The sequence below is a fragment of the Pseudomonas sp. GW821-FHT02B10 genome (assembly GCF_059421865.1).
The window spans coordinates 74,878-97,747 of sequence record NZ_JBWKVU010000009.1; the positions used below are offsets into that span (position 1 = coordinate 74,878).

Genomic DNA, 22,870 nt, shown 5'->3' on the forward strand with positions numbered 1-22,870 from the left:
GCAAGCACCGGTGAAGATCAAGAAACTCTGAAATCTTTTGCCACAAATACCGCCCGGGCCCGCGCAGGAGCCGATAAACCAGCTCCTGCGGGCGGTGCCGGTCAGTCTTCGCGTTTGACCACCAGGGTCAGGATGTCGTAGCTGGCCACCAGTTCACCCAGCTGGTTGCTGACCTCCACGTCCCAGGCCACCACACCCTGGGGGATGCCTTGCGGGCTCTGCCTGCCCTGGTCGATCTTGCGTTTGCAGGTCAGGCGCGCCTGGATGGTGTCGCCGATGCCCACCGGGTTGATGAAACGCAGGGTGTCCAGGCCATAGTTGGCCAATACCGGGCCCGGCGCCGGGGACACGAACAGCCCGGCCGCCGCCGACAGCACGAAGTAACCATGGGCGATGCGCTTGCCGAACTGCGACTCCTTGGCCGCAATCTCGTCGAAGTGCATATAGAAGTGGTCGCCGGACAGGCAGCCGAAGTTCACCAGGTCGGCCTCGGTCACCGTGCGTCTGTGGGTCAGCAACGACTCGCCGATCTGCAGGTCCTGGAAGAACCGGCGGAACGGATGCACCTCGGTCTCGATGACCTTGGCGCCACGCACGTATTCGCCGGTGACCGCCGCCAGCATGCTCGGCGAGCCTTGCACCGCCGCCCGTTGCAGGTAGTGCTTCACCGCGCGCAGGCCACCGAGTTCTTCACCGCCGCCGGCGCGGCCCGGGCCGCCGTGCTTGAGCTGCGGCAGCGGCGAGCCATGGCCGGTGGATTCGGCGGCGGATTCACGGTCCAGCACCAGCAGGCGCCCGTGCCAGGCCGCGGCCACCGGGATGGCCTTGGCGGCGATGCGTGGATCGCGGGTCACCAGGCTGGCCACCAGGCTGCCTTTGCCTCGCGCGGCCAGGGCCAGGGCTTCGTCGAGGTCGTCATAGGCCATCAGCGTGCTGACCGGGCCGAAGGCCTCGATATCGTGAGCCCCGCCTTCGGCATGCGGGTCGCGGGCCTGCAGCAGGGTCGGGGCGAAGAACGCACCCTGGCGGGTGTTTGCCCCGCGCGGCTCGAAGCCGTCGCGGGCGCCGAACAACAGGTCGCTGCTCTGCAACAGGCTCTCCAGGCGTTCGGCCACGTCCCGTTGCTGATCGTGGGAGGCCAGTGCGCCCATGCGCACGCCTTCCACCGCCGGATCGCCGACCACCACCTTGGCCAGCCTGTCGCGCAGGCGGCTGGCGACCGCGTCGATATGCCGGGCCGGCACAATGGCGCGGCGAATGGCGGTGCATTTCTGCCCAGCCTTGGTGGTCATTTCCCGGGCCACTTCCTTGATGAACAGCTCGAACTCTTCGTCGTCCGGGCTCACGTCCGGGGCGAGGATCGCGCAGTTCAGCGAGTCGGCCTCGGCATTGAACGGCACCGAGTTGCGAATCAGCTGTGGGTTGGCGCGCAGCCTGGCCGCGGTATCGGCCGAGCCGGTGAAGGTCAGTACGTCCTGGCCTTGCAGGCGATCGAGCAGGTCGCCGGTGCCGCCAATTACCAGTTGCAGGCTGCCGGCGGGCAACAGCCCCGATTCATTCATCAGGCGCACCACGGCTTCGGTCAGGTAGCTGGTGGCGGTGGCTGGCTTGACGATGCACGGCATGCCGGCGAGGAAGCTCGGGGCGAATTTTTCCAGCATGCCCCAGATCGGGAAGTTGAAAGCGTTGATATGCACCGCCAGGCCACCGCGGGGCACCAGGATATGGGTGCCGGCGAAGCTGCCGAGCTTGCTCAACGGCAGCGCCGGGCCTTCGTGGACGATATTGCCCGAGGGCAGCTCCCGCGAACCCAGGCTGGCATAGGTGAACAGGGTGCTGTTGCCGCCCTCGATGTCGATCCAGCTGTCGGTGCGGGTGGCGCCGCTGTGATGGGAGATAGCGTACAGCTGTTCCTTGCGTTCGCTCAGGTACAGCGCCAGCGCCTTGAGCCGCTGGGCGCGCTGCTGGAAGTCCAGGGCCATGAGGGAGGCGATGCCCTGGCGCCGGCCATGGTCGAGCGCCTCGGCGAAATCCAGGCGTTCTTCGTGGGTGCGGGCCAGTTCGTGGCCGTCGATGGCGCTGCGCAGCACCTGGGCGCCGTGTTGGCCAATCCAGCGGCCGGCGATGAAGCTTTGCAGGGTAGGGGCGTGAGGCATCACGATTCCTCCGGATGATGAATGAGGCCGGCGCGGCCAGCGACCGCGCCGGCGGGGTTTACCAAAGAGCTAGGGTGTAGCCGAGGATCAGGCGGTTCTCGTCGAGGTCGGTGGTCAGGCCGTTGCCCGAACGAAAGGTCACGTTGCGCCAGCGGATGCTCAGGTCCTTCAGCGGTCCGCTCTGGATCACGTAGGTGATGTCGGTGTCGCGTTCGGTCTCGCGGCCGTTGTCGATGCTGCCCGCCTTGACGTGGCGGCCGTCGGTGTAGCGGGTCATGAAGGTCAGGCCGGGCAGGCCCATGGCCGCGAAGTCGTAGTCGTAGCGCAGCTGCCAGGAGTCTTCCTCGGCACGGGTGTAGGTGTTGTAGGTCACCAGGTTGACCACATAGGGATCGCCGCCGTTGAGGAACGGGAAGGCGCTGTCACCGGACAGCTGCTGCCAGGTGGCGCTGATTTTGTGCGCTCCCTTGATCAGGCTGAACATGCTGTTGAAGTTGCGGTTGTCGATCCGCCCGGCGCGCTCGGCGCCGTCGCCGCGGCTGTCGAAGTAGCGCAGGTCGCTGCGCAGGCTGAAGCCGCCGCCCAGGGGTTGGGTATGCAGCAGGCCGAGGTAGTGCTGGCGATAGATCTGTTCGAGCTTGCCGTAGTAGTAGCTGAGGCTCAGTTGCGGGTTGAAGGCGTAGCTGCCACCGGCGAAGTCGAAATGATCACTGCGGGCGGCGCCATAACCGATGTCGTCGTTGCTCGAGGAGTCCCGCAGGTTGGCTTCGGTCAGGCGCCCGGCATTCAGGGTCAGGCCGCTGATTTCCTGGCTGGTCAGCAGGCCGCCCTGGAAGGTCGAGCCGAGCAGGCGGGTGTCGTTGTAAGTCGCCACGGGCAGCAGCGGTTGCAGGGTGCCGATCTTCAAGACGCTTTTCGACAGGCGCAGCTTGCCGGTCAGGCCCAGCTCGCTGAACTCGTCCGCAGGTTCGTGGCTGTTGGGGCCGAACGGCAGCAGGCCGGTGCCGCGGCGATCCGCGCTGGAGTCGAGCTTGAGCCCGAGCTCGCCGAGGGCGTCCAGGCCGAAACCCAGGGTGCCCTCGGTGTAGCCGGACTCGAGCCGCGCGGTGAAGCCCTGGGCCCATTCCTCGGCCTTGGACTGCGCGGCGTTGGCCTGGCGGAAGTCACGGTTGATGTAGTGGTTGCGCATTTCGATCCGCGCCTTGCTGTCGCCGATGAAGTCGGCTTGTACGCTGCAGGTGAACAGGCCCAGGCCCAGCGAGGCTATGGCCGGCAGCAGGTGTTTCGGTGAGGCGATGGAAACGGGGTTCATTGTTGTTATTCCCTGTCATCGATCGGAACGGGTTCAGTGTTTGCTGGCGCCGGAGGCGCCGATGCCGGTCATCGAGCGGATGAACTGCGCGAGGTAGCGTCCACGCTCCAGTTCGGCCCGCGCCGAGGTGTCGGTCACCGAGAACAGCCAGGCACTGAGGAACGCCAGGCTCATGGAAAACAGCGCCGGGTTGGAATAAGGGAACAGCGCCCGTTCGTGATGCAGCACGTTGACCCAGACCGCCGGGCTCAGCACCAGCAGCACGATCGCCGACACCAGTCCGGCCAGGCTGCCGGTCACGGCGCCGCGGGTGGTCAGGCCTTTCCAGAACATCGAAAGGAACAGCACCGGGAAATTCACCGAGGCGGCGATGGCCAGCACCAGCCCGGAGAGGAAGGCGATGTTCTGCGACTCGAACAGCAGGCCGAGGACGATCGCCAGCACGCCGATGCACAGGGTGGCGATGCGCGACACGCGCATTTCCTGCTGCTCGCTGGCCTGGCCCTTGCGCAGCACGCAGGCGTACAGGTCGTGGGACACCGCCGAGGCGCCGGACAGCGCCAGGCCGGCGACCACCGCGAGGATGGTGGCGAAGGCCACCGCCGAGATGAAGCCGAGGAACAGGTTGCCGCCCACCGCCTGGGCCAGGTGCACGGCGATCATGTTGCCGCCGCCGATGATCGCGCCGCTGGCGTCGCGGAACGAAGGATCGGTGCCGACCATGACGATCGCGCCGAAGCCGACCACGATCAGCAGCAGGTAGAAGTAGCCGATGAAACCGGTGGCGTAGAACACGCTCTTGCGCGCTTCCTTGGCGTCGCTGACGGTAAAGAAACGCATCAGGATATGCGGCAGGCCGGCGGTGCCGAACATCATGCCCAGGCCCAGGGAAATGGCGTCGATGGGGTTCGACAGCAGCCCGCCCGGGGCCATGATCGCGCTGCCCTTGGCGTGCACGGCGCTGGCCCCGGCGAACATCGCCTCGGTGCTGAAGCCGAAATGCCTGAGCACCATGAACGCCATGAAGCTGGTGCCGAACAGCAGCATCACCGCCTTGATGATCTGCACCCAGGTGGTGGCGAGCATGCCGCCGAAGGTCACGTAGAACACCATCAGCACCCCGACCAGCATCACCGCATAGAGGTAGCTGATGCCGAACAGCAACTCGATCAGCTTGCCGGCGCCGACCATCTGCGCCACCAGGTACATCAGGGCCACGGTCAGGGTGCCGAAGGCCGAGGTCAGGCGCACCGGGGTCTGTTCCAGGCGGTAGGACACCACGTCGGCGAAGGTGTACTTGCCCAGGTTGCGCAGGCGTTCGGCGATCAGGAACAGGATGATCGGCCAGCCGGCGAGTACGCCCAGGGCGTACAGCAGGCCGTCGTAGCCGTTGAGGAACATCATCGCCGAGATGCCCAGGAAGGACGCCGCGGAGATCATGTCGCCGGCGATCGCCAGGCCGTTCTGCAAGCCGCTCATGCCGCCGCCGGCGGTATAGAAGTCGCTGGCCGAGCGGGTGCGCAGGGCGGCCCAGCGGGTGACGCCGAGGGTGAACAGGACAAACACCAGGAACATGCCGACGGCGTTCCAGTTCAAGGGGCGCGCGCTGCCTTCGGCGGCCAGCGCCAGGTCGGTGGCGAACAGGCACGGCAGGGCGAACAACGCCAGCAAGCGCTTCATTGGGCGCACTCCTGCTTGAGCTTTTCGTTCAGCGGGTCGATCACGTTATTGGCGCGATAGACATAAAAGCCGGTGAGGGCGAAGGCCAGCAGCACGATCGCCACGCCCACCAGCATGCCCACCGTGGTCACCCCGCCACTGAGCGAGCGCCCCAGGGTGCTGGGGGAAAACGCCACCAGCAGCACGAAGCCGTAGTAGATCACCAGCATGGCCAGGGTCAGGGACCAGTAGAGGTTCTGTTTGCGCCGCACCAGCTGGATGAAGTCGGGGTGCCGGCGGATCTGTTCGATGTCTTGCGGGGTCATGGGAGCGCTCTCTTGATGTTGTTTTTGTTTTGGTTGAAACGCGGTGAATTTTTTCTGTAGCCGCTGCCGGAGGCTGCGATAAGGCCGAAGGCCTTCAGCGATCTCAAGATCGTGCGCCCGCTTCGTCGGAGTGCCGCCCAAGTCGATCGCAGCCTCCGGCAGCGGCCACAGATCAGAGCTGGTCGAAGTCCAGCATCACCTTGTCGCTGACCGGGAACGACTGGCACGACAGCACGTACCCGGCAGCCACTTCGTAGTCCTCGAGGGCGTGGTTGCTGTCCATCTCCACTTCGCCCTCGATCACCTTGCACTTGCAGGTGGAGCACACCCCGGCGCGGCATGAATAGGGCAGCTCGGCGCCCTGGGCATTGCCGGCGTCGAGGATGCTCTGGCTATTGCGTGGCAGGTCGAAGGCCAGGGCGCGACCGTCGCTGATCACGGTGATCTGGCTGACTGCCGCGTCGTGATGCCGGGCCGCTTCGCGCGCCTCGCGCTTGTGCGGGCTGCCCGCGGCGGCGAACAGCTCGAAGTGAATGCGCTCGGCGGCCATGCCATGGGCTTTCAGGCTGTCGCGCACGGTTTCGGTCATCGCCTGTGGGCCGCAGATGAAGGCGGCGTCCAGGGCCTTGACGTCGAGCCAGCGGGAGAACAGCCGGGCGCATTTGTCGGCGTCGATCCGGCCGTTGTAGAGGTCGACGTCCTGCTGTTCGCGACTGAACACGAAGATCAGGTTCAGGCGTTGCAGGTAGCGGTTCTTCAGGTCTTCCAGCTGTTCGCGAAACAGGGCGGCGGAGCTTGCGCGGTTGCCGTACAGCAGGGTGACGCGGCTGTGGGGCTCGGTTTCCAGGGTGCTCTTGATGATCGACAGGATCGGTGTAATGCCGCTGCCGGCCGCCACCGCCAGGTATTGGCCATGGCGCGCGGGGTCGAGTTCGACATGGAAGTGCCCGGCGGGCGGCATCACGTCCAGGCAGTGCCCGGGCTTGAGTCGCTCATTGGCGAACGCCGAAAAGCGCCCGCCGGCCACGCGCTTGACGGCAATGCGCAATTCGCCGTCGTTGACCCCGGCGCAGATCGAATAGGAACGGCGCACTTCCTCGCCATCCAGCTGGGTGCGCATCACCAGATGCTGGCCCTGGGTGAAATGAAAGCTGTCCTGCAGGTGCTGCGGAATCTCGAAGGCGATGGACACCGCGTCGCGGGTTTCGCTGCGCACATCCTTGATGGTCAGGCTGTGGAATTTGCTCATGGTTGTTCTCCCACTGACACGGCGTCAGATGCACTTGAAATAGTCGAACGGCTCCAGGCAGTCCCGGCAGCGATACAGTGCCTTGCAGGCGGTCGAGCCGAATTCGCTGAGCTGTTCGGTGTGGCTGCTGCCACATTGCGGGCAGCAGATGGCGGCGCTTTCGCCCAGCAGGCTGCGCTTGCTGCCACTGCCCACGGGCGGGGCGATGCCGTAGGCCCGCAGCCGTTCGCGGCCGCTGGCGGTGATCCAGTCGGTGCTCCAGGCCGGGGTCAGCCGGCGTTGCAGTCGGGGCGCGGAAAACCCGGCAAGTTCCAGGGCGGCGCGGATATCGCCCTCGATCACCTCGGTGGCCGGGCAGCCGGAGTAGGTCGGGGTGACCACCACCTGCAGGTGGCCGTCGTGCCAGTCGAGGTCGCGGACGATGCCCAGCTCCACTACGCTGACCACCGGCACCTCCGGGTCCATGACCGCGCCCAGGATGTTCCAGGCCGCCTCCAGGTCGCCCGGTTGCAGGGCCCGGGCGCCGCGGTCGCTGGAAATCAGCTCACCAGGTCGCATCGGGGTACGCTCGTGGCAGCGCCTGCATTTCCGCCAGCAGAATGCCCAGGTGTTCGCTGTGCAGGCCGCGGCGAGCGTCCAGGTAGAAATGGCTGGGGGCCGGCGGCAGGGGCAGGGTGGCGCTGGCGAAGATTCGCGCCACCGTCGCCTGCCAGGCGCTGGCGACCTGCGCGGGGTCGGCGATGATGCCGGCGCCGTGCAGGTGGTTTTCGCTGTCGTCGCTGCCGATCAGCTCGACGGTGAAGCGCCAGAGCAGGGGAATCGCCTCCAGCATGCGCTGGTGGCTGTGCTCGGTGCCGTCGCCCAGGCGTTCGACCCATTCGCTGGAGCGGCGCAGGTGATAGGTGACTTCCTTCACCGCCTTGGCGGCGATCCCGGCGATGCGTTCGTCGCTGGACTGGGCCAGGCCCTTGAGCACTTCCAGGTGCCAGGCGTCGTAGAGAAACTGCTTGAGCATGGTCACGGCGAAATCGCCGTTGGGCTGCTCCACCAGCAGCAGGTTGCGATAGGCCCGCTCGTCGCGGTGGAACGCCAGGTGGTCGGCGTCGCGGCCGTCGTCCAGCAGTTCGGCGGCGTAGTCCAGCCAGTTGCGGGCCTGGCCCACCAGGTCGAGGCCGACGTTCATCAACGCCAGTTCTTCTTCCAGGGCCGGCGCGCGGCCGCACCATTGGCACAGGCGCTGGCCCTGGACCAGGGCGCTGTCGCCCAGGCGCAGCAGGTATTGGATCAATTCGCTTCGCGTGTTCATGGTCGACCTCACATGTGCCCGACTTCGGCCGGCAGCTTGTAGAAGCTGGCGTGGCGATAGACCTTGTCGTCCGCCGGGTCGAACAGCGGGTCCTTTTCATCCGGGGACGAGGCGACGATCAGCGCCGAGGGCACCACCCACAGGCTCACGCCTTCGCTGCGGCGGGTGTAGAGCTCGCGGGCGTTCTCGATGGCCATGGCGCTGTCGGCGGCATGCACGCTGCCGACATGTTTGTGGTTGAGCCCGTGCTTGCTGCGCACGAAGACTTCGAAGAGGGTCCATTCGGACATAAGGGTGACTCCACATCAGGGGCTGAATTCATGTAGCCGCGGCCGCAGGCTGCGATCGACCCCGAAGGGGGCGCGCTCTTGAGGCCCTCGAAGGCCCTTCGGGCCTTATTGCAACCTTCGGCAGCGGCTACGGTTCACGCGGCGTTTTTATTGGTTTTCTTGCGGGCGTGGGCGACCGCGGCTTCGCGCACCCAGGCGCCGTCCTCGATGGCCTTGCGCCGGGTAGCGACGCGTTCCTGGTTGCAAGGGCCGTTGCCCTTGAGCACTTCGTAGAATTCGTCCCACTGGATCTCGCCGAAGTCGTAGTGGCCGCGTTCGGCGTTCCACCTAAGGTCCGGGTCCGGGCAGGTGCAGCCGAGCAGCTCCAGTTGCGGGATGGTCTGGTCGATGAAGCGCTGGCGCAGTTCGTCGTTGCTCTGGCGCTTGATCTTCCAGGCCATGGACTGCGCGCTGTTGGGCGAATGTTCGTCGCTGGGGCCGAACATCATCAGTGCCGGCCACCACAGGCGGTTGATGGCGTCCTGGACCATGTCCTTCTGCGCCTGGTTGCCCTCGCGCATCATGGTCAGGAGGATTTCGTAGCCCTGGCGCTGATGGAAGCTCTCTTCCTTGCAGATGCGCACCATGGCCCGGGAGTAGGGGCCGTAGGAGGTGCGCTGCAGCACCACCTGGTTGACGATCGCCGCGCCGTCCACCAGCCAGCCCACCGCGCCCATGTCGGCCCAGTTCAGCGTCGGGTAGTTGAAGATGCTCGAGTACTTGGCGCGGCCGCTGTGCAGCTTGGCGATTTCCTCGTCGCGGTCGGCGCCCAGGGTTTCCATCGCGCTGTACAGGTACAGGCCGTGGCCGGCTTCGTCCTGGATCTTGGCCATCAGTTGCAGCTTGCGCTTGAGGGTCGGCGCTCGGGTCACCCAGTTGCCTTCGGGCAGCATGCCGACGATTTCCGAATGGGCGTGCTGGGAAATCTGCCGGATCAGGGTTTGCCGATAGGCATCCGGCATCCAGTTCTTGGCTTCGATCTTGATTTCCGAATCGATTTTGTCCTGGAAGGCGCGTTCCTGTTCGGACATCTCCGAACGGGGCTTGATGCTTTTGACTCCGGTCTCTACCAGCTGTGCGTACATGGTGCGTCTCCTGCCGTGAAGGATTGCCTGGGCATGGAGAACTTTATATGTGATACAAAAATAAATATCAAACACAAAATAGCGTGTCGTATATTGTTTTGTATCGCTTTGCTCATTGAAGGCTTTCCCTTGGGCAAAAAAAAGCCCCGCCGAAGCAGGACTTTAAGCTTGGAATGGCTTATTTCTGCCGGTTATCCATCACGTGGCTGGCCTTGCCCTCGGAGCGCTTGAGGGAAAAGGCCGGGCGCAAAACGATACGCGAGCTGATACCGATGTAGGTCTTGATGTGCCGGCTCAGTTCGTCGCAGATGGCTTTCTGCTGCTCGTCGCCCAGCTGTTGATGCTCGTACTTGAGTTCCACATGCACCTCGACGCTGTCGAGGTTGCCGTTGCGGTACAGGTGGATCTCGTAGCATTCGCAGAGTTGCCGGACCTTGAGCACCTGCTCCTCGATCTGTGTCGGGAACACGTTGACTCCGCGAATGATCAGCATGTCGTCGCTGCGCCCGGTGATCTTGTCGATACGCCGCATGGGTCGCGCCGTACCGGGCAGTAGGCGGGTCAGGTCGCGGGTGCGGTAGCGGATCATCGGCAGGGCTTCCTTGCTCAGCGAGGTGAACACCAGTTCGCCCATCTGGCCGTCCGGCAACACCTGGCCGGTCACCGGGTCGATGATCTCGGGGTAGAAGTGGTCCTCCCAGATGGTCGGCCCATCCTTGGTCTCGGCGCATTCCATGGCCACGCCTGGGCCCATGATTTCCGAGAGCCCGTAGATATCCAGCGCGGTGATGCCCAGGCGCTGTTCGATGGCGCTGCGCAGTTCGGCGGTCCAGGGTTCGGCGCCGAAGATCCCCAGGCGCAGGGCGAGCTTTTGCGGATCGATGCCCTGGCGCTCGATCTCGTCGGCGATGTTGAGCATGTAGGAGGGCGTGACCATGATGATGTCCGGCTGGAAGTCCTTGATCAGTTGCACCTGTTTTTCGGTCTGGCCGCCGGACATCGGAATCACCGTGCAGCCCAGGCGTTCGGCACCGTAGTGTGCTCCCAGGCCACCGGTGAACAGGCCGTAGCCGTAGGACACATGGACCTTGTCGCCACGCCGGCCGCCGGCCGCGCGAATCGAGCGCGCGACCACCCTGGCCCAGGTGTCGATGTCGTTCTGGGTGTAACCGACCACCGTCGGCTTGCCGGTGGTGCCGCTGGAGGCGTGCAGGCGCACCACGTCCTGGACCGGCACGGCGAACATGCCGTAGGGATAGTTGTCGCGCAGGTCGGACTTGCTGGTGAACGGGAACTGCGCCAGGTCCTCCAGGCTGCGCACGTCGTCCGGGTGCACGTCCAGCTCGTCGAAGCGCTGGCGGTACAGCGGCACATTGCGGTAGGCGTGGTTCAGACTCCAGCGCAGGCGTTCCAGTTGATGCTGGCGCAACTGGTCGACACTGGCGGTCTCCAGCGGGTCCAGCAGGGGATCAAGCACGGCTTTGGCAATTGGCATGTTCATGGCTTCACTCGAATTATTGTTGTGTATCGAGCCGCCGGCGGGCGGCTCCTGAGTGCCTGCGCCAAGGATACCCGTGGGGGGCTCCGGGCGCGGGTGTATCCCGTCTTAAAGTCGTTCGATGATCAGCGCGATGCCCTGGCCCACGCCGATGCACATGGTGCACAAGGCGTAGCGACCCTGGTGCTGCTCCAGCTCGTGCAGCGCGGTGGTCACCAGGCGCGCGCCGCTCATGCCCAGGGGGTGGCCCAGGGCGATGGCGCCGCCGTTGGGGTTGACCCGCTCGTCGTCGTCCGCCAGGCCCAGCTCGCGCAGCACCGCCAGGCCCTGGGCGGCGAACGCCTCGTTGAGCTCGATCACGTCCATGTCCGCCAGGCTCAGCCGGGCCAGTTCCAGCACCTTGCGCGTGGCCGGCACCGGGCCGATGCCCATGATCCGTGGCTCGACCCCGGCGGTGGCCATGGCGACCACCCGGCCGCGTGCCTTGAGGTCGTAGCGTTGCGCGGTTACCGCGTCGGCCAGCAACAGGGCGCAGGCGCCGTCGTTGACCCCCGAGGCGTTGCCCGCGGTGACGCTGCCGCCCTGGCGGAACGGCGTGCCGAGCTTCTGCAATTGTTCGAGGGTGGTGTCGCCCCTTGGGTGCTCGTCGTGTTCGACCAGGGTCGGCGGGCCTTTGCGCTGGGGGATGGGCACCGCGACTATTTCCCTGGCCAGGCGTCCGCTGGCTTGCGCCGCCGCGGCCCGCTGCTGGCTGCGCAGGGCGAAGGCGTCCTGGTCGGCGCGGGAAATGCCGAACTGCGCGGCGACGTTTTCCGCGGTCTCCGGCATCGAGTCGATGCCGAAGCCTTGTTCCATCAACGGGTTGATGAAGCGCCAGCCGATGGTGGTGTCGAACAGCTCGGCCTGGCGCGAAAACGCGGTCTGCGCCTTGCCCATCACCAGCGGCGCGCGGGACATCGATTCGACGCCGCCGGCCATGACCAGCCCGGCCTCGCCACAACGCAGGGCACGGGCGGCGCTGCCGATGGCGTCCAGGCCGGAGCCGCACAAGCGGTTGAGGGTGGTGCCGGGGACCTCCACCGGCAACCCGGCCAGCAGCGCCGACATGCGTGCCACGTTGCGATTGTCTTCGCCGGCCTGGTTGGCGCAGCCGTAGATCACTTCGTCGACCCGGCTCCAGTCGACTCCGGGGTTGCGCTGCACCAGGGCGCGCAACGGCACCGCGCCCAGGTCGTCGGCGCGCACGCTGCTCAGGGCGCCGCCGTAACGGCCGATGGGGGTGCGGACTGCATCGATGATCAGGGCGTCATTCATTGGGGGCCTCCTGCGCCAGCACCGGGCCGCGCACTTTGTAGGATTTGCCGTGGAACAGGGCGATCAGCACGCCATGCTGGTTTTCGATCCGCACGTCGTAGTTGCCGGTGCGGCCGCTGCGGCTTTGCTCGATGCAATCGGCGGTCAGGGTGTCGCCCAGGCGGGCCGGGGCGATGTAGTCGATGCTGCAGCCGATGGCCACCGTGGCTTCGTCATAGGTATTGCAGGCCAGGGCGAAGGCCGAGTCCGCCAGGGCGAACAGGAAGCCGCCGTGGCAGGTGCCGTGGCCCTGCAGCATGTCTTCGCGCACGCTCATGCCCAGCCGGGCGGTGCCGGGCGCTACCGACAATAGGCGCATGCCCAGGGCCTGGCTGGCGTTGTCGCGTTTGAACAGGCTCTGCGCGCAGGCGCTGGCCAGGCTCATGGCGGGGTGGTCAATCATGCAGGTTTCTCCCTTCGGTGACCCGCCGACGCAGCAGCAGGGAGGGGCGATAACGTTCCTCGCCGTAGGCGGCCTGCAGGTTTTGCAGGACCTCGAGCACCCTTGGCAGGCCCAGGCGGTCGGCCCACGCCAGGGGGCCTTCGGGGTAATTGACCCCGGCGCGCATCGCCAGGTCGATGTCCACCGCCGAGGCCACGCCTTGCAGCAAGGCGTCGGCGGCCTCGTTGGCGAGCATCGCCACGGTGCGCAGGACCAGCAGCCCCGGGCTGTCGCTGAGCTGGCTGACCTTGAACCCGGCGCGTTGCAACAGTGCCACCGCCTGGTCGCGGGCCACTGGGCTGGTGCCGGCGCAGCAACTGATGGCCAGGCGGCCGGCGTTGGCGTAGTCATGCGCCAGGTCCAGCAAGATCAGGTTGCTCAAGCCTTGGTCGCGGGCGCGCTGGCTGGCCAGGCGTCCATCGCTGACGGCCAGTACCGCATCGCCGACTCGCAACAGGCCAGGGCCATCACGCTCAACCAGACGCACGCCGGACTCGCGCAGGCGTTGCAGCAAACCTTGGGCAACCCCCAGGTCGCCTTCGACCACGCAGTGCTCGATGTTCTGCTCGCTGTGCAACTCCACGGGGGCGGGGCGTTCGGCGCCCTCGGCATAGGCATAGAAACCCTGGCCACTCTTGCGACCGAAGTGCCCGGCATCCACCAGTTCCTGCTGAATCAGCGATGGCTGAAAGCGCATGTCGCCGTAATAGGCCTCGAATACCGAGCGGGTCACCGCGTAGTTGACGTCATGCCCGATCAGGTCTGTCAGTTCGAAGGCGCCCATGGCAAAACCACCGGCCTCGCGCAGCAGGGCGTCGAGCGTGGCGCAGTCGCCGGCGCCTTCCTGCAGCAGGCGCAGGCTTTCGGCGTAGAACGGCCGAGCCACGCGGTTGACGATAAAGCCCGGGGTGGAGCGGGTGTGCACCGGCTGCTTGCCCCAGTTCGTGGCGGTGTCGTACAGGCACTGCGCCAGTTGCCGGTCGCTGGCCAGTCCCGAGACGACCTCGACCAGCGGCATGACCGGTGCCGGGTTGAAAAAGTGCAGGCCCAGCAGGCGTTCGGGTCGTTTCAGGCCGGCGGCGATGCGGGTGATCGACAGCGAAGAGGTGTTGCTGGCGAGGATGCAGCTGTCGCGGCACAGGCTTTCCAGCTGGCGAAACAGCTCGCGCTTGGCCTCGAGGTTCTCGGCGATGGCTTCGATGATCAGCTCGCTGTCGGCCAGTTGCTCGATGGCTTCGGCCGCCTGCAGTCGGGCCATGGTCGATCTGTGCGCCTGGGCATCGAGCTTGCCATTGGTCACGCGCCTGGCGAGTTGCCGGTCGATGCCGGCGATGGCTTGCGCCGCGGCGCCCGGGCGGTTGTCCAGCAGCCATACTGGGTGGCCGGCCTGGGCCGCGACCTGGGCGATGCCGGCGCCCATCGCGCCGGCGCCGATCACCGCGACGCGGGCCTGGGGTGTCAGTGCGCTCATGTTCAACGCCCCTTGAAGGCCGGTGTGCGTTTGTCCATGAAGGCGCTCACGCCTTCGCGGTAGTCCTCGCTGCGTCCGGCCAGGCGTTGCAGGTCTTTTTCCAGTTCCAGCTGTTCGTCGAAGCTGTTGTTCAGGCTGGCGTTGAGGCTGCGCTTGATCAGTGCCAGGCCATAGGTCGGTTGGGTGGCCAGGTGGCGCGCAAGCTTGAGGGCCTCATCACGCAATTCGGCATCTTCGACGCAGCGATAGATCAGGCCCCATTGCTCGGCCTGTTCGGCCGTCAGGCGATTGCCCAGCAGGGCCAGGGCCTTGGCCCGCGCCATGCCGACCAGGCGCGGCAAGGTCCAGGTGCCGCCGGAGTCGGGGATCAGGCCGATCTTGCAGAACGCCTGGATAAAGCTCGCCGAACGGGCGGCCAGCACCAGGTCGCAGGCCAGGGGAATGTTGGCCCCGGCCCCGGCGGCCACGCCGTTCACCGCGCAGATCACCGGCAGCGGCAGGTCGCGCAACTGGCGGATCAGCGGGTTATAGAAGCGCTCGATGGATTCGCCCAGGTCCGGCACCTCCGCGCCGGGGGCCACATTGCGGTCACTCAGGTCCTGACCGGCGCAGAAACCCCGGCCTTCGCCGGTCAACAGCAGCACCCGGGCCTCGGGATTGGCGCGCAGTTGCTTGAGGGCTTCGCGAACCTCGCCATGCATCTGCGCATTGAAGCTGTTGAGCTGCTCGGGGCGGTTCAGGCTGAGGAGGGCGACGCCTGCCTCGACGGAAAACAGGATGTGTTCGAAGTTCATGTTCTGGCGCTCTCTGACAGGTCGTGTGAGTCGTTGGCCGCTGCGGCGGCCTAGTGGCCGGTGAAGCGGGGCCGGCGTTTTTCCTGGAAGGCACGGATGCCTTCTTCGCGGTCGCGGGTGCCGGCCAGTACCGTGAAGGCATGGCGCTCGAAGCGCAGGCCGCTGGCGAGGTCGGTGTCCAGCGCCTTGAGCAGCGCCTCCTTGGCCAGGCGCAGGGCCAGCGGCGCCTTGCCGGCGATCAGCCGCGCCAACTGCAGGGCACGCTCGACCGTGAATTCCGGTTGGGTGACTTCGCTGACCAGGCCGGCGCGCAAGGCATGGCGGGCATCGATCGACTCGCCGCCGAGGACCATCTGCATGGCCAGGGACTTGCCGACCGCCCGCAGCAGGCGCTGGGTGCCGCCGGCGCCGGGCATGATCCCGAGGTTGATTTCCGGCTGGCCAAAACGGGCGTCCTCGCCGGCGATCAGGATGTCGGCGTGCATGGCCAGCTCGCAGCCGCCGCCGAGGGCGAAACCGTTGACCGCGGCGATCAGTGGCTTGTTGAAGGCGGTGATCCGTTGCCAGGAAGCCTGGCGCGGGTCGTTGAGGATGCCGGTGAGATCGCGCTCGGCCATTTCATTGATGTCGGCGCCGGCGGCGAAGGCCTTGCGGCTGCCGGTCAGCACCACGACCTGGACAGTGTCATCGGCCTGGGCGGCGTCCAGGGCGGCCGCCAGTTCGCCGAGCAATTCGCTGGTCAGGGCATTCAGGGCGGCGGGGCGTTGCAGGGTAATCAATCGAACGCCGTCATCGAGGATTTCGACAGCAAGGGTTTGAGGCATGGCGGATGCCCTCACGGTGCACGCTCGGCGCAGGGCCGGGTCATTATTGGATCGGCTGGGAAGCCGGTTTTCGCCGAGTATATCGCTAATGTGATACGTAAATGCAACGTAAAAATATTATTAGTGTGTCTTTATATTGAGTATTTGGTCGGTCATGCCGGGGCTGAGAGGGGTAAGAAACTTGGTGGGTTTCTCGGCGCTATCAGGGATTATCTCAGTTGTATAGCGGCCTTCGCTGAGCAAAGACGCGATACTGTTTTTCGCTTTTTCGTTTAAGCTTGATGTGATACAAAATAAATCATTATCGGCATCGCTTTGCGCAATTTTTCGACTTGCCGCCCTAGCCAAGGAGTACCTCATGACCTGCTACAGCCTCGACGGCCTGACCCCGGTGGTCCATCCCAGTGCTTATGTGCATCCGTCCGCCGTGCTGATCGGCGACGTGATAGTCGGTGCCCATTGCTACATCGGCCCGCTGGCCAGCCTGCGCGGCGATTTCGGGCGGATCGTGCTGGAGGAGGGGGCCAACCTGCAGGACACCTGTGTGATGCACGGTTTTCCCGACAGCGACACGGTGGTCGAGCGCAACGGCCATATCGGCCATGGCGCGGTGCTGCATGGCTGCCGGATCGGCGCCGATGCGCTGGTGGGAATGAACGCGGTGGTGATGGATAACGCGCGGATCGCGCCACGCTGCTTCGTGTCCGCGGCGGCCTTCGTCAAGGCCGGCTTCGAGTGTGCGGAGCAGTCGCTGGTCATGGGCGCCCCGGCCAGCGTCAAACGCCGCCTCAGCGACGAAGAGCTGCACTGGAAGCAGGTCGGCACCCGTGAATATCAACAGCTGGCCAGGCGCTGCCTGGAGCAGATGCAGGTCTGTGAGCCGCTCGCGGAGCCTGAAGCCAATCGCCCGCGGATCACTGACCGCGGCCTGCGCCCGAAAAATACCGGCCAGTGAACAGCCAAGGCACAGTGGGTCGTGCGATCCAGGCCACTCCAAGCCGGTGAAACCCGGTATATTTCTTCCTTTTTGTCCGGTACGCCCATGTCGTCCCTAGCACCGTTGAATCACCTCGTGACCCGTTTCCAGGAGCAGACGCCGATTCGCGCCAGCTCCCTGATCATTACCCTGTACGGCGATGCCATCGAACCCCACGGCGGTACGGTATGGCTGGGCAGCCTGATCCAGTTGCTCGAACCCATCGGCATCAATGAGCGGCTGATCCGCACCTCGATCTTTCGCCTGACCAAGGAAGGCTGGCTGAGCGCCGAGAAAGTCGGGCGCCGCAGCTATTACAGCCTGACCGGTACCGGTCGCCGGCGTTTCGACAAGGCCTTCAAGCGGGTCTATAACGCCAGCGTGCCGGCCTGGGATGGTTCCTGGTGCCTGGTCATGCTGTCGCAGCTTGGCCAGGACAAGCGCAAGCAGGTGCGCGAAGAGCTGGAGTGGCAAGGTTTTGGCGCGATTTCGCCGGTGGTGCTGGCCTGCCCCCGCAGCGATCGGGCGGATATCAACGCGACCCTGGTGGACCTTGGTGCCCAGGAAGACACCATTGTGTTCGAGACCACTGCCCAGGACGTGCTGGCCTCCAAGGCGCTGCGCCTGCAGGTGCGCGAAAGCTGGAATATCGACGAGCTGGCGGCTCATTACAGCGAGTTCATCCAGCTGTTCCGGCCGCTGTGGCAAGCGCTGCGCGAGCAGGAGCAACTGCAACCGGCCGATTGTTTCCTAGCGCGCCTGCTGCTGATCCACGAATACCGCAAACTGCTGCTGCGCGACCCGCAGTTGCCCGATGAACTGCTCCCTGGCGACTGGGAAGGCCGGGCGGCGCGGCAGCTCTGCCGCAACATCTATCGCCTGGTCTACGCCAAGGCCGAGGAATGGCTCAACGACGCGCTGGAAAACGCCGACGGTCCGCTGCCGGATGTGGGCGAAAGTTTCTATCGGCGTTTTGGCGGTTTGAAGTAAGGCATTTCAAGGCGCAGCCCTCGTTCAGGAACACTCGAGTATCGGGGGCGCCTGGCGAGGGATGTGCGGCAGATACTAAAGCGCCATGTCAGGTGCGGACTAAGGCGGTAATAAAGAGGTTTTAACGAATGTCTGGAGGCTCGCCTTGAAACAGGCGGGAGAGAGGCAAGTCAGGCCGCGAAAGTTGAACTTTCTGCAAGCTGGCTAAAGTGCGGCTATATCAACTGCGACAAAATAACGCAGATCACCCGAAGGTGATCTGCGTCCGTGTTCTTACTCTGGCATGGCCCAGGATTGCAGTGTGTAACCTTCCTGGCTCAGTTCGGCGCGGGCCTGTTTCAGCAGGTCTTCCAGTTGCGCCGGGTCGGAGTAGGCGCTGCTTGGAATCTGTTTGCGGCCAATACGGGTATTGGTGCGGTCGATGACGGTCAGGCTCAGTTCGCCGTTACCGTCTTGTGGGGCCCAGGCGACGCATTGAAATGGCTGGAATGCGCGGTCGGCGATCAAAAGTGCTTCGTTGATACGGAGCGGGGCGTTCATGGGGTCTTCTCTCTATGTGCCCAATCAAATGATGTGCCGTCGGTTGGGCTTACCGTTCGGCTGGTTACTTGTACTGATGTCTCGAACCAGGGATCAGGTCACATAGAAAGACCAGAATTTACAACTTTTGTTCACAGCCGCGATTCAGAGCCTTCTTTTGAAAGCTGAATGAAAGATTGGCGCAGGGAATTAAACCAGGCTTTTGGATCCATGTAATGGTTAGTCCAAATGGTGATTGGCGCTATAAACAATCGATACAAGACCCCGTCAAGTAATTGCTAATGTTACAGCCAGGTTTGCCAAACTACTGTTTCTAATAACTTTTCCTCTTTTTGGCGCCAAGGAACAGTCATGCTTGAAGCGACCGCCTTACGCCGCCTTTTAGTGGTTGACCCGTGCGACGATTGCCATCGTCTGCTGCCTGGATTACGCACGGTGGGCTGGGATGTCGACAGTTGTGACCTGGAATCGGCCGTCGATCGCGGCTGTGACGTCGGCCTGCTGCGTTTGCAGGCTTTTCACCTGGAGCGACCGGAAGCGGTCAAGGACCTGATTAGCCGCAGCGGCACCGAGTGGATTGCGGTGCTCAGTCCGGACGTGCTGCGCCTGCAGAAAGTCGGCGATTTCGTTTGCGAGTGGTTTTTCGATTTCCACACCCTGCCGTTCGATGTCTCGCGGGTCCAGGTGACGCTCGGACGGGCTTTCGGCATGGCCCGCCTGCGTGGCCAGGGGCATATTCATGTCGCTCAGCCCGAGCATGAGTTGCTGGGCGACAGCCGACCGATCCGCGACTTGCGCAAGCTCTTGAGCAAGCTGGCGCCCACCGAGTCGCCGGTGCTGATTCGCGGCGAAAGCGGTACGGGCAAGGAACTGGTGGCCAGGACCCTGCACCGCCAGTCGCAGCGCCACAGCAAACCCTTCGTGGCGATCAACTGCGGGGCGATCCCCGAGCACCTGATCCAGTCCGAACTGTTCGGCCATGAGAAGGGCGCGTTCACCGGCGCCCATCAACGCAAGGTCGGGCGTATCGAGGCGGCCCATGGCGGGACCCTGTTTCTCGACGAAATCGGCGACCTGCCGCTGGAACTGCAGGCCAATCTGTTGCGCTTTTTGCAGGAAAAACACATTGAACGGGTGGGCGGCAGCCAGCCGATCCCGGTGGATGTACGGGTGCTGGCGGCGACTCACGTCGACCTCGAGGCGGCGATCGACAAGGGGCGCTTTCGCGAAGACCTGTATTACCGCCTGAACGTGTTGCAAGTGGTCACCGCGCCATTGCGTGAACGGCATGGCGATATCGGCATGCTGGCCAGCCACTTTTCTCACTTCTATAGCCAGGAAACCGGGCGCCGGCCGCGCAGTTTCAGCGAAGACGCGCTGGTGGCCATGGGCAAGCATGACTGGCCGGGCAATGTCCGCGAGCTGGCCAACCGGGTGCGGCGCGGCCTGGTACTGGCCGAGGGCCGGCAGATCGAGGCCCGGGACCTGGGCCTGCTCAGTCCGCAGGCGAGCATCGCGCCCATGGGCACGCTGGAGGACTACAAGCATCGGGCCGAGCGCCAGGCCCTGTGCGATGTCTTGAGTCGGCACAGCGACAACCTGAGTGTCGCGGCCAGGGTGCTGGGCGTATCGCGTCCGACCTTCTACCGGTTGCTGCACAAGCATCAGATCCGCTAGGGCGGTGCGACGAAAAGGCCCGCGGCGAGGTGATCGCCGCGGGCCTTTTTTTGGTTGGCGTTTAGAAGTAGTAAGGGAATTTCAGGCTGAAGGTGAAGTCCGGCGCATCGTCGGTCAGGCCGATGGACAGGTTGGGCACTATGGTCAGGTTGTCGGTGGCCGCCACGGTCATGCCGACGTTGAAGTAGCCGGCGTTGGCATCGCTGGACACCACCGATTGCCAGTCACCGCCATCTTCCTTGAGCTTGCTCTTGCGCTGGACCAGGTCCGAGAAGGAGAACGACATACTCATCTTCTCGTTCAGGGCGAAGGCGATGCCCATGCCGATCTGGAAGCTGTCGCCGAGCTTGACCTTGCCCGGGGTCTTCAAGTTGACCGTGGAGCTGATGTCGTCGAACGATTCTTCCAGGTTGTGGGTGTAGGAGAGGGTGCCGAACAACACCGCCGGGTCGAAGGTCTTGACCAGCGAGATGCCGGGGGTGATCGACCAGACGCCGTTACCGGTCGGCAGGTCATCCGGGACGAACAGGTTGGTGTTGTCCTGGACCTGGCGCAGCTTGATGCCGAACGGCTCTTCGCCGGTCGGCGCCTTGACGCGCAAGGTCAACACCGCGTCCGGGGTATTGACCGATTCGTCGAGGAATTTGTAGGCGATGCCGAAGTTCACATCGCCGAGGGTCGGGTCCTTGGACACGGTCTTTTCGCTGGTGACGCCCGCCGCGCCGTTTTGCGCGCCGCCGGACTGGTAGGTCGATTCGCGGTAGACCACCGGCACGTTGACGTCGAACTGCCAACGGTTGTCCAGGTTGTAGCGGGCCGTGAGGTCAAGGGTCCAGTTGTCGGCCTTGATCCGGTCCAGGTTTATGTTGCCGAGGAAGATCGAGTCCAGCGCCAGGAAACCGTTGAGAATCAGCTGCCGGGTGTCATAACGGGAGTAGGTCAGGCCGGTCTCGACACTGAACTTGCCGCCGCCGAAGAAGCCGCTGGCTTCGTCGTACAGGTTGGACACACTCTGCGCCGGTTGTGAATCATCCTTGAGCGATTCCCCGTAGGAACTGCCGCCGGCCGGGGTCGGGCCTTGGCCCGTGGTCCCGGCCACCTGCTGGTTGCCACGCATGTCCGCTGGCGACTTGGCCAGGCGTTTCGGTGGTGGCGCCGCCGGTTGCTCCTCGACCTGGCGTACCCGTTGTTCCAATACCGCCAGTGCTTTCTGCTGCACTTCGTAACGTTGCTTAAGCTCCAGTAATTCTTGTTTCAGGGCCTCTACGTCGGCATCCGGCGCTGCCTGCAGCAGTGCGGTCGGGAGGAGGGTGCTCAAACATACAACTGCGCGCAGCGAGACTGATCGATACATGGATAAGCCGTCCCTTTGAGCCTAATGATCGAGAATCAGCGTAGTTCAATATCCCAGGTTACGAAGGCCCTTGAGCTGGGTCAGGTTGCAGTCCAAAGCACCGGTACTCGCCCCGTTATTGTTGAGCACGACGTTCAGTTGGGTCAGGTTACTGACCAGGTTGCTGTCGCCCAGCAGGCGGGTGTTTTGCAGCAAGCCGCCCTGGGCCACTTGCTGCAGGGCTGAGCCCTGGTTGTTGCTGGCCTGGATGGCCATCTGGATGCCGCCACCGGTGGCGGACACGGCCACGCTGCCCGCGGCATTGCTGCCGCTGATGGTTTGCCCGCTCATCAACAGCTGGCCTTGCGCCGGCACCAGCGCCGGGGCATGCCTGGCTTCCTTGACGTCGATGGAGACGTTGTTATAGGCGCTGTTGCCATCGCCCGCCGCGCGTACGCTCTGGGTCACCCCTTGGGTGGTGGCCAGGCCCGCGCCGCCGATCACGTTGCCCGAGCCCTGGGTCGGCGTCGAGCCGTTGCCGGTTTCGTTGATCGTGGAGACATAGAATTCCGGCTTGATCGTCGATTGCTGGATCTGCATGGAGGTCGTGGCGCCGATCAGATCGCCCGAGGCATTGCGCCAGGTGCTGCTCATGACAATGCCGAAGCTGATGATCCGCCCTGGCATGACATAGCGACCGCGGAGCTCGGAGAGTTCCTGGTCCTTGATTTCTATAGGCTTGAACCCTGCGTTGGCGTACGCAGGAAAACTTGTGACCAGGCAGGCAGCGGCCAGCCAGTAAGCGCTTTTCATCTGCTGCTCCCGGAGCATCCTGCCCCTTTATCCTTAGGGCGACCCTAGAAGAAGTCGCTCTGAATGAAACCGAATTCCATCAGTTCTGCGTCTTTGACCGGGTTGAAGGTATCCAGCTTGTTCTTGGCCGTCAGCGGGTTGGGCGGGTCGCGCAAGGCGTTGGCCTTGTCGTAGCCGGGGCCGACGATGGCGAAGACGATACCGTTCCAGCCTTTGACAAAGTCTTCGTGGGAGTAGCGTTTATGGCCGAGGACGGGGTCGCCGATATAGACCCAGTCTTTCTGCGCCCGCTGCATGACCACGAAGTGCTTGTAACCACGAATGTCCATCAGTACCACCACCGGAATGGAGACCGCCTGCAGTTTGTCGGGAGGTATCCGGTAGCCCCGGGCGCGCATGCCGATGCTTTCCAGGTAGCGCTTCATGTCCAGCATGGAGAAACCCTGGGTACGCACAAGGTCCTGGTCAGCGGTGGCCAGCATGCCTTTGATGACGAGCTCCTCATCGACGTCGAGCCAGTAGGCCTGGCGCAGCACCGTCGCCAGCGCGGCGGCGCCGCAACTGAAGTCGGTTTTCTGCTCGACCAGGTCGGCGAATTTGCGTTCCCGCACGCTCTGCACCTGCTTGTACACCAGGTTGCCGCCAGGCAACACGGCCACCGGCATCTGCGCGGCCTGAGCCAGGCCCGCCAGGCAAAGCAAAAGGGAGAAGGTTGCCATTCGCATGATCGCTACGCC

Annotated in this window: 22 protein-coding genes; 3 read left to right on the forward strand and 19 right to left on the reverse strand. The window is 64.4% G+C overall.

What is annotated here, in order from left to right; translation table 11 throughout:
- Nucleotides 1-101 precede the first annotated feature (101 nt).
- From paaZ to paaF, 15 genes are all read right to left on the reverse strand, one after another.
- Nucleotides 102-2,156: a phenylacetic acid degradation bifunctional protein PaaZ gene (gene paaZ / locus AC07VU_RS19485; protein ID WP_495030282.1), complete on the reverse strand. Its 2,055-nt coding sequence runs from the start codon at nt 2,154-2,156 to the stop codon at nt 102-104.
- Between the two features lie 58 nt (nt 2,157-2,214).
- Nucleotides 2,215-3,468, reverse strand: a complete 1,254-nt coding sequence (locus AC07VU_RS19490; protein WP_495030283.1) for an OprD family porin — start codon at nt 3,466-3,468, stop codon at nt 2,215-2,217.
- Nucleotides 3,469-3,501: 33 nt separating this feature from the next.
- On the reverse strand, nt 3,502-5,148 hold the full coding sequence (locus tag AC07VU_RS19495; protein WP_274302591.1) for a cation acetate symporter: 1,647 nt from the start codon (nt 5,146-5,148) through the stop codon (nt 3,502-3,504).
- Nucleotides 5,145-5,453 carry a DUF485 domain-containing protein gene (locus tag AC07VU_RS19500; RefSeq protein ID WP_007926513.1) on the reverse strand — a complete coding sequence of 103 codons (309 nt, stop codon included), beginning with the start codon at nt 5,451-5,453 and terminating at the stop codon, nt 5,145-5,147. The genes AC07VU_RS19495 and AC07VU_RS19500 overlap by 4 nt, the downstream gene beginning before the upstream one ends.
- A 172-nt stretch (nt 5,454-5,625) precedes the next feature.
- Nucleotides 5,626-6,702, reverse strand: a complete 1,077-nt coding sequence (gene paaE / locus AC07VU_RS19505) for a 1,2-phenylacetyl-CoA epoxidase subunit PaaE (protein WP_495030284.1) — start codon at nt 6,700-6,702, stop codon at nt 5,626-5,628.
- Between the two features lie 24 nt (nt 6,703-6,726).
- The gene (paaD, locus tag AC07VU_RS19510) at nt 6,727-7,260 is read right to left on the reverse strand and encodes a 1,2-phenylacetyl-CoA epoxidase subunit PaaD (RefSeq protein ID WP_102679947.1); all 534 of its coding nucleotides are present in this window, start codon (nt 7,258-7,260) and stop codon (nt 6,727-6,729) included.
- Entirely contained in the window at nt 7,247-8,008 is a 762-nt protein-coding gene (gene paaC / locus AC07VU_RS19515; protein WP_495030285.1) for a 1,2-phenylacetyl-CoA epoxidase subunit PaaC, read from the reverse strand. The genes paaD and paaC overlap by 14 nt, the downstream gene beginning before the upstream one ends.
- An 8-nt stretch (nt 8,009-8,016) precedes the next feature.
- The gene (gene paaB, locus AC07VU_RS19520; protein WP_102679945.1) at nt 8,017-8,298 is read right to left on the reverse strand and encodes a 1,2-phenylacetyl-CoA epoxidase subunit PaaB; all 282 of its coding nucleotides are present in this window, start codon (nt 8,296-8,298) and stop codon (nt 8,017-8,019) included.
- Between the two features lie 134 nt (nt 8,299-8,432).
- A complete protein-coding gene (gene paaA / locus AC07VU_RS19525) occupies nt 8,433-9,422 on the reverse strand; it encodes a 1,2-phenylacetyl-CoA epoxidase subunit PaaA (protein WP_007926503.1) in 990 nt (329 codons plus the stop codon).
- Between the two features lie 178 nt (nt 9,423-9,600).
- Nucleotides 9,601-10,923, reverse strand: a complete 1,323-nt coding sequence (paaK, locus tag AC07VU_RS19530; protein WP_274302601.1) for a phenylacetate--CoA ligase PaaK — start codon at nt 10,921-10,923, stop codon at nt 9,601-9,603.
- 105 nt (nt 10,924-11,028) lie between these two features.
- Complete coding sequence (gene pcaF, locus AC07VU_RS19535; protein WP_274302603.1) at nt 11,029-12,234, reverse strand: 3-oxoadipyl-CoA thiolase; 1,206 nt, start codon at nt 12,232-12,234, stop codon at nt 11,029-11,031.
- Nucleotides 12,227-12,676, reverse strand: coding sequence for a hydroxyphenylacetyl-CoA thioesterase PaaI (gene paaI, locus AC07VU_RS19540; RefSeq protein WP_087091052.1), 450 nt, complete (start codon nt 12,674-12,676; stop codon nt 12,227-12,229). The genes pcaF and paaI overlap by 8 nt, the downstream gene beginning before the upstream one ends.
- Nucleotides 12,669-14,186 carry a 3-hydroxyacyl-CoA dehydrogenase PaaH gene (paaH, locus tag AC07VU_RS19545; protein WP_274302606.1) on the reverse strand — a complete coding sequence of 506 codons (1,518 nt, stop codon included), beginning with the start codon at nt 14,184-14,186 and terminating at the stop codon, nt 12,669-12,671. The genes paaI and paaH overlap by 8 nt, the downstream gene beginning before the upstream one ends.
- 2 nt (nt 14,187-14,188) lie before the next feature.
- Nucleotides 14,189-14,980 (reverse strand): 2-(1,2-epoxy-1,2-dihydrophenyl)acetyl-CoA isomerase PaaG, encoded by a 792-nt coding sequence (gene paaG / locus AC07VU_RS19550; RefSeq protein WP_124320791.1) that lies wholly within the window; start codon nt 14,978-14,980, stop codon nt 14,189-14,191.
- A 50-nt stretch (nt 14,981-15,030) separates the two neighbouring features.
- Complete coding sequence (paaF, locus tag AC07VU_RS19555) at nt 15,031-15,804, reverse strand: 2,3-dehydroadipyl-CoA hydratase PaaF (protein ID WP_495030286.1); 774 nt, start codon at nt 15,802-15,804, stop codon at nt 15,031-15,033.
- A 358-nt stretch (nt 15,805-16,162) separates the two neighbouring features.
- On the opposite strand from paaF, the gene paaY reads away from it, so the two are divergent.
- Together paaY and paaX are read left to right on the forward strand one after the other, a co-directional pair.
- Nucleotides 16,163-16,759, forward strand: coding sequence for a phenylacetic acid degradation protein PaaY (gene paaY, locus AC07VU_RS19560; RefSeq protein ID WP_274302612.1), 597 nt, complete (start codon nt 16,163-16,165; stop codon nt 16,757-16,759).
- Between the two features lie 87 nt (nt 16,760-16,846).
- Entirely contained in the window at nt 16,847-17,770 is a 924-nt protein-coding gene (paaX, locus tag AC07VU_RS19565; protein WP_274302614.1) for a phenylacetic acid degradation operon negative regulatory protein PaaX, read from the forward strand.
- A gap of 273 nt (nt 17,771-18,043) precedes the next feature.
- Here paaX and AC07VU_RS19570 read toward each other — a convergent pair whose 3' ends face one another.
- Complete coding sequence (locus tag AC07VU_RS19570) at nt 18,044-18,310, reverse strand: hypothetical protein (RefSeq protein WP_007926479.1); 267 nt, start codon at nt 18,308-18,310, stop codon at nt 18,044-18,046.
- Nucleotides 18,311-18,661: 351 nt separating this feature from the next.
- Here AC07VU_RS19570 and AC07VU_RS19575 point away from each other — a divergent pair, with 351 nt between their 5' ends.
- Nucleotides 18,662-19,987, forward strand: coding sequence for a sigma-54 dependent transcriptional regulator (locus tag AC07VU_RS19575; RefSeq protein WP_009043764.1), 1,326 nt, complete (start codon nt 18,662-18,664; stop codon nt 19,985-19,987).
- Nucleotides 19,988-20,048: 61 nt separating this feature from the next.
- Here AC07VU_RS19575 and fapF read toward each other — a convergent pair whose 3' ends face one another.
- From fapF to fapD, 3 genes are read right to left on the reverse strand one after another with little or no spacing between them, the layout of a single operon-like run.
- Nucleotides 20,049-21,341, reverse strand: coding sequence for a fibril amyloid transporter FapF (gene fapF, locus AC07VU_RS19580; RefSeq protein WP_102679933.1), 1,293 nt, complete (start codon nt 21,339-21,341; stop codon nt 20,049-20,051).
- Between the two features lie 45 nt (nt 21,342-21,386).
- Nucleotides 21,387-22,133, reverse strand: a complete 747-nt coding sequence (fapE, locus tag AC07VU_RS19585) for a fibril amyloid subunit FapE (RefSeq protein ID WP_190304705.1) — start codon at nt 22,131-22,133, stop codon at nt 21,387-21,389.
- 44 nt (nt 22,134-22,177) lie between these two features.
- The gene (gene fapD, locus AC07VU_RS19590; protein ID WP_150051031.1) at nt 22,178-22,858 is read right to left on the reverse strand and encodes a fibril amyloid maturation endopeptidase FapD; all 681 of its coding nucleotides are present in this window, start codon (nt 22,856-22,858) and stop codon (nt 22,178-22,180) included.
- Nucleotides 22,859-22,870 lie beyond the last annotated feature (12 nt).

What these genes read in the sequence shown, in the direction of transcription:
- AC07VU_RS19495 (WP_274302591.1), bottom strand. Translation starts at nt 5,148, where the DNA reads ATGAAGCGCTTGCTGGCGTTGTTCGCCCTGCCGTGCCTGTTCGCCACC.
- paaD (WP_102679947.1), bottom strand. Translation starts at nt 7,260, where the DNA reads ATGCGACCTGGTGAGCTGATTTCCAGCGACCGCGGCGCCCGGGCCCTG.
- AC07VU_RS19490 (WP_495030283.1), bottom strand. Translation starts at nt 3,468, where the DNA reads ATGAACCCCGTTTCCATCGCCTCACCGAAACACCTGCTGCCGGCCATA.
- paaH (WP_274302606.1), bottom strand. Translation starts at nt 14,186, where the DNA reads ATGAGCGCACTGACACCCCAGGCCCGCGTCGCGGTGATCGGCGCCGGC.
- paaZ (WP_495030282.1), bottom strand. Translation starts at nt 2,156, where the DNA reads ATGCCTCACGCCCCTACCCTGCAAAGCTTCATCGCCGGCCGCTGGATT.
- fapE (WP_190304705.1), bottom strand. Translation starts at nt 22,133, where the DNA reads ATGAAAAGCGCTTACTGGCTGGCCGCTGCCTGCCTGGTCACAAGTTTT.
- paaX (WP_274302614.1), top strand. Translation starts at nt 16,847, where the DNA reads ATGTCGTCCCTAGCACCGTTGAATCACCTCGTGACCCGTTTCCAGGAG.
- paaK (WP_274302601.1), bottom strand. Translation starts at nt 10,923, where the DNA reads ATGAACATGCCAATTGCCAAAGCCGTGCTTGATCCCCTGCTGGACCCG.
- paaB (WP_102679945.1), bottom strand. Translation starts at nt 8,298, where the DNA reads ATGTCCGAATGGACCCTCTTCGAAGTCTTCGTGCGCAGCAAGCACGGG.
- AC07VU_RS19570 (WP_007926479.1), bottom strand. Translation starts at nt 18,310, where the DNA reads ATGAACGCCCCGCTCCGTATCAACGAAGCACTTTTGATCGCCGACCGC.
- paaE (WP_495030284.1), bottom strand. Translation starts at nt 6,702, where the DNA reads ATGAGCAAATTCCACAGCCTGACCATCAAGGATGTGCGCAGCGAAACC.
- paaF (WP_495030286.1), bottom strand. Translation starts at nt 15,804, where the DNA reads ATGCCTCAAACCCTTGCTGTCGAAATCCTCGATGACGGCGTTCGATTG.
- fapF (WP_102679933.1), bottom strand. Translation starts at nt 21,341, where the DNA reads ATGTATCGATCAGTCTCGCTGCGCGCAGTTGTATGTTTGAGCACCCTC.
- paaA (WP_007926503.1), bottom strand. Translation starts at nt 9,422, where the DNA reads ATGTACGCACAGCTGGTAGAGACCGGAGTCAAAAGCATCAAGCCCCGT.
- pcaF (WP_274302603.1), bottom strand. Translation starts at nt 12,234, where the DNA reads ATGAATGACGCCCTGATCATCGATGCAGTCCGCACCCCCATCGGCCGT.
- paaI (WP_087091052.1), bottom strand. Translation starts at nt 12,676, where the DNA reads ATGATTGACCACCCCGCCATGAGCCTGGCCAGCGCCTGCGCGCAGAGC.
- paaG (WP_124320791.1), bottom strand. Translation starts at nt 14,980, where the DNA reads ATGAACTTCGAACACATCCTGTTTTCCGTCGAGGCAGGCGTCGCCCTC.
- AC07VU_RS19575 (WP_009043764.1), top strand. Translation starts at nt 18,662, where the DNA reads ATGCTTGAAGCGACCGCCTTACGCCGCCTTTTAGTGGTTGACCCGTGC.
- paaY (WP_274302612.1), top strand. Translation starts at nt 16,163, where the DNA reads ATGACCTGCTACAGCCTCGACGGCCTGACCCCGGTGGTCCATCCCAGT.
- paaC (WP_495030285.1), bottom strand. Translation starts at nt 8,008, where the DNA reads ATGAACACGCGAAGCGAATTGATCCAATACCTGCTGCGCCTGGGCGAC.
- fapD (WP_150051031.1), bottom strand. Translation starts at nt 22,858, where the DNA reads ATGCGAATGGCAACCTTCTCCCTTTTGCTTTGCCTGGCGGGCCTGGCT.
- AC07VU_RS19500 (WP_007926513.1), bottom strand. Translation starts at nt 5,453, where the DNA reads ATGACCCCGCAAGACATCGAACAGATCCGCCGGCACCCCGACTTCATC.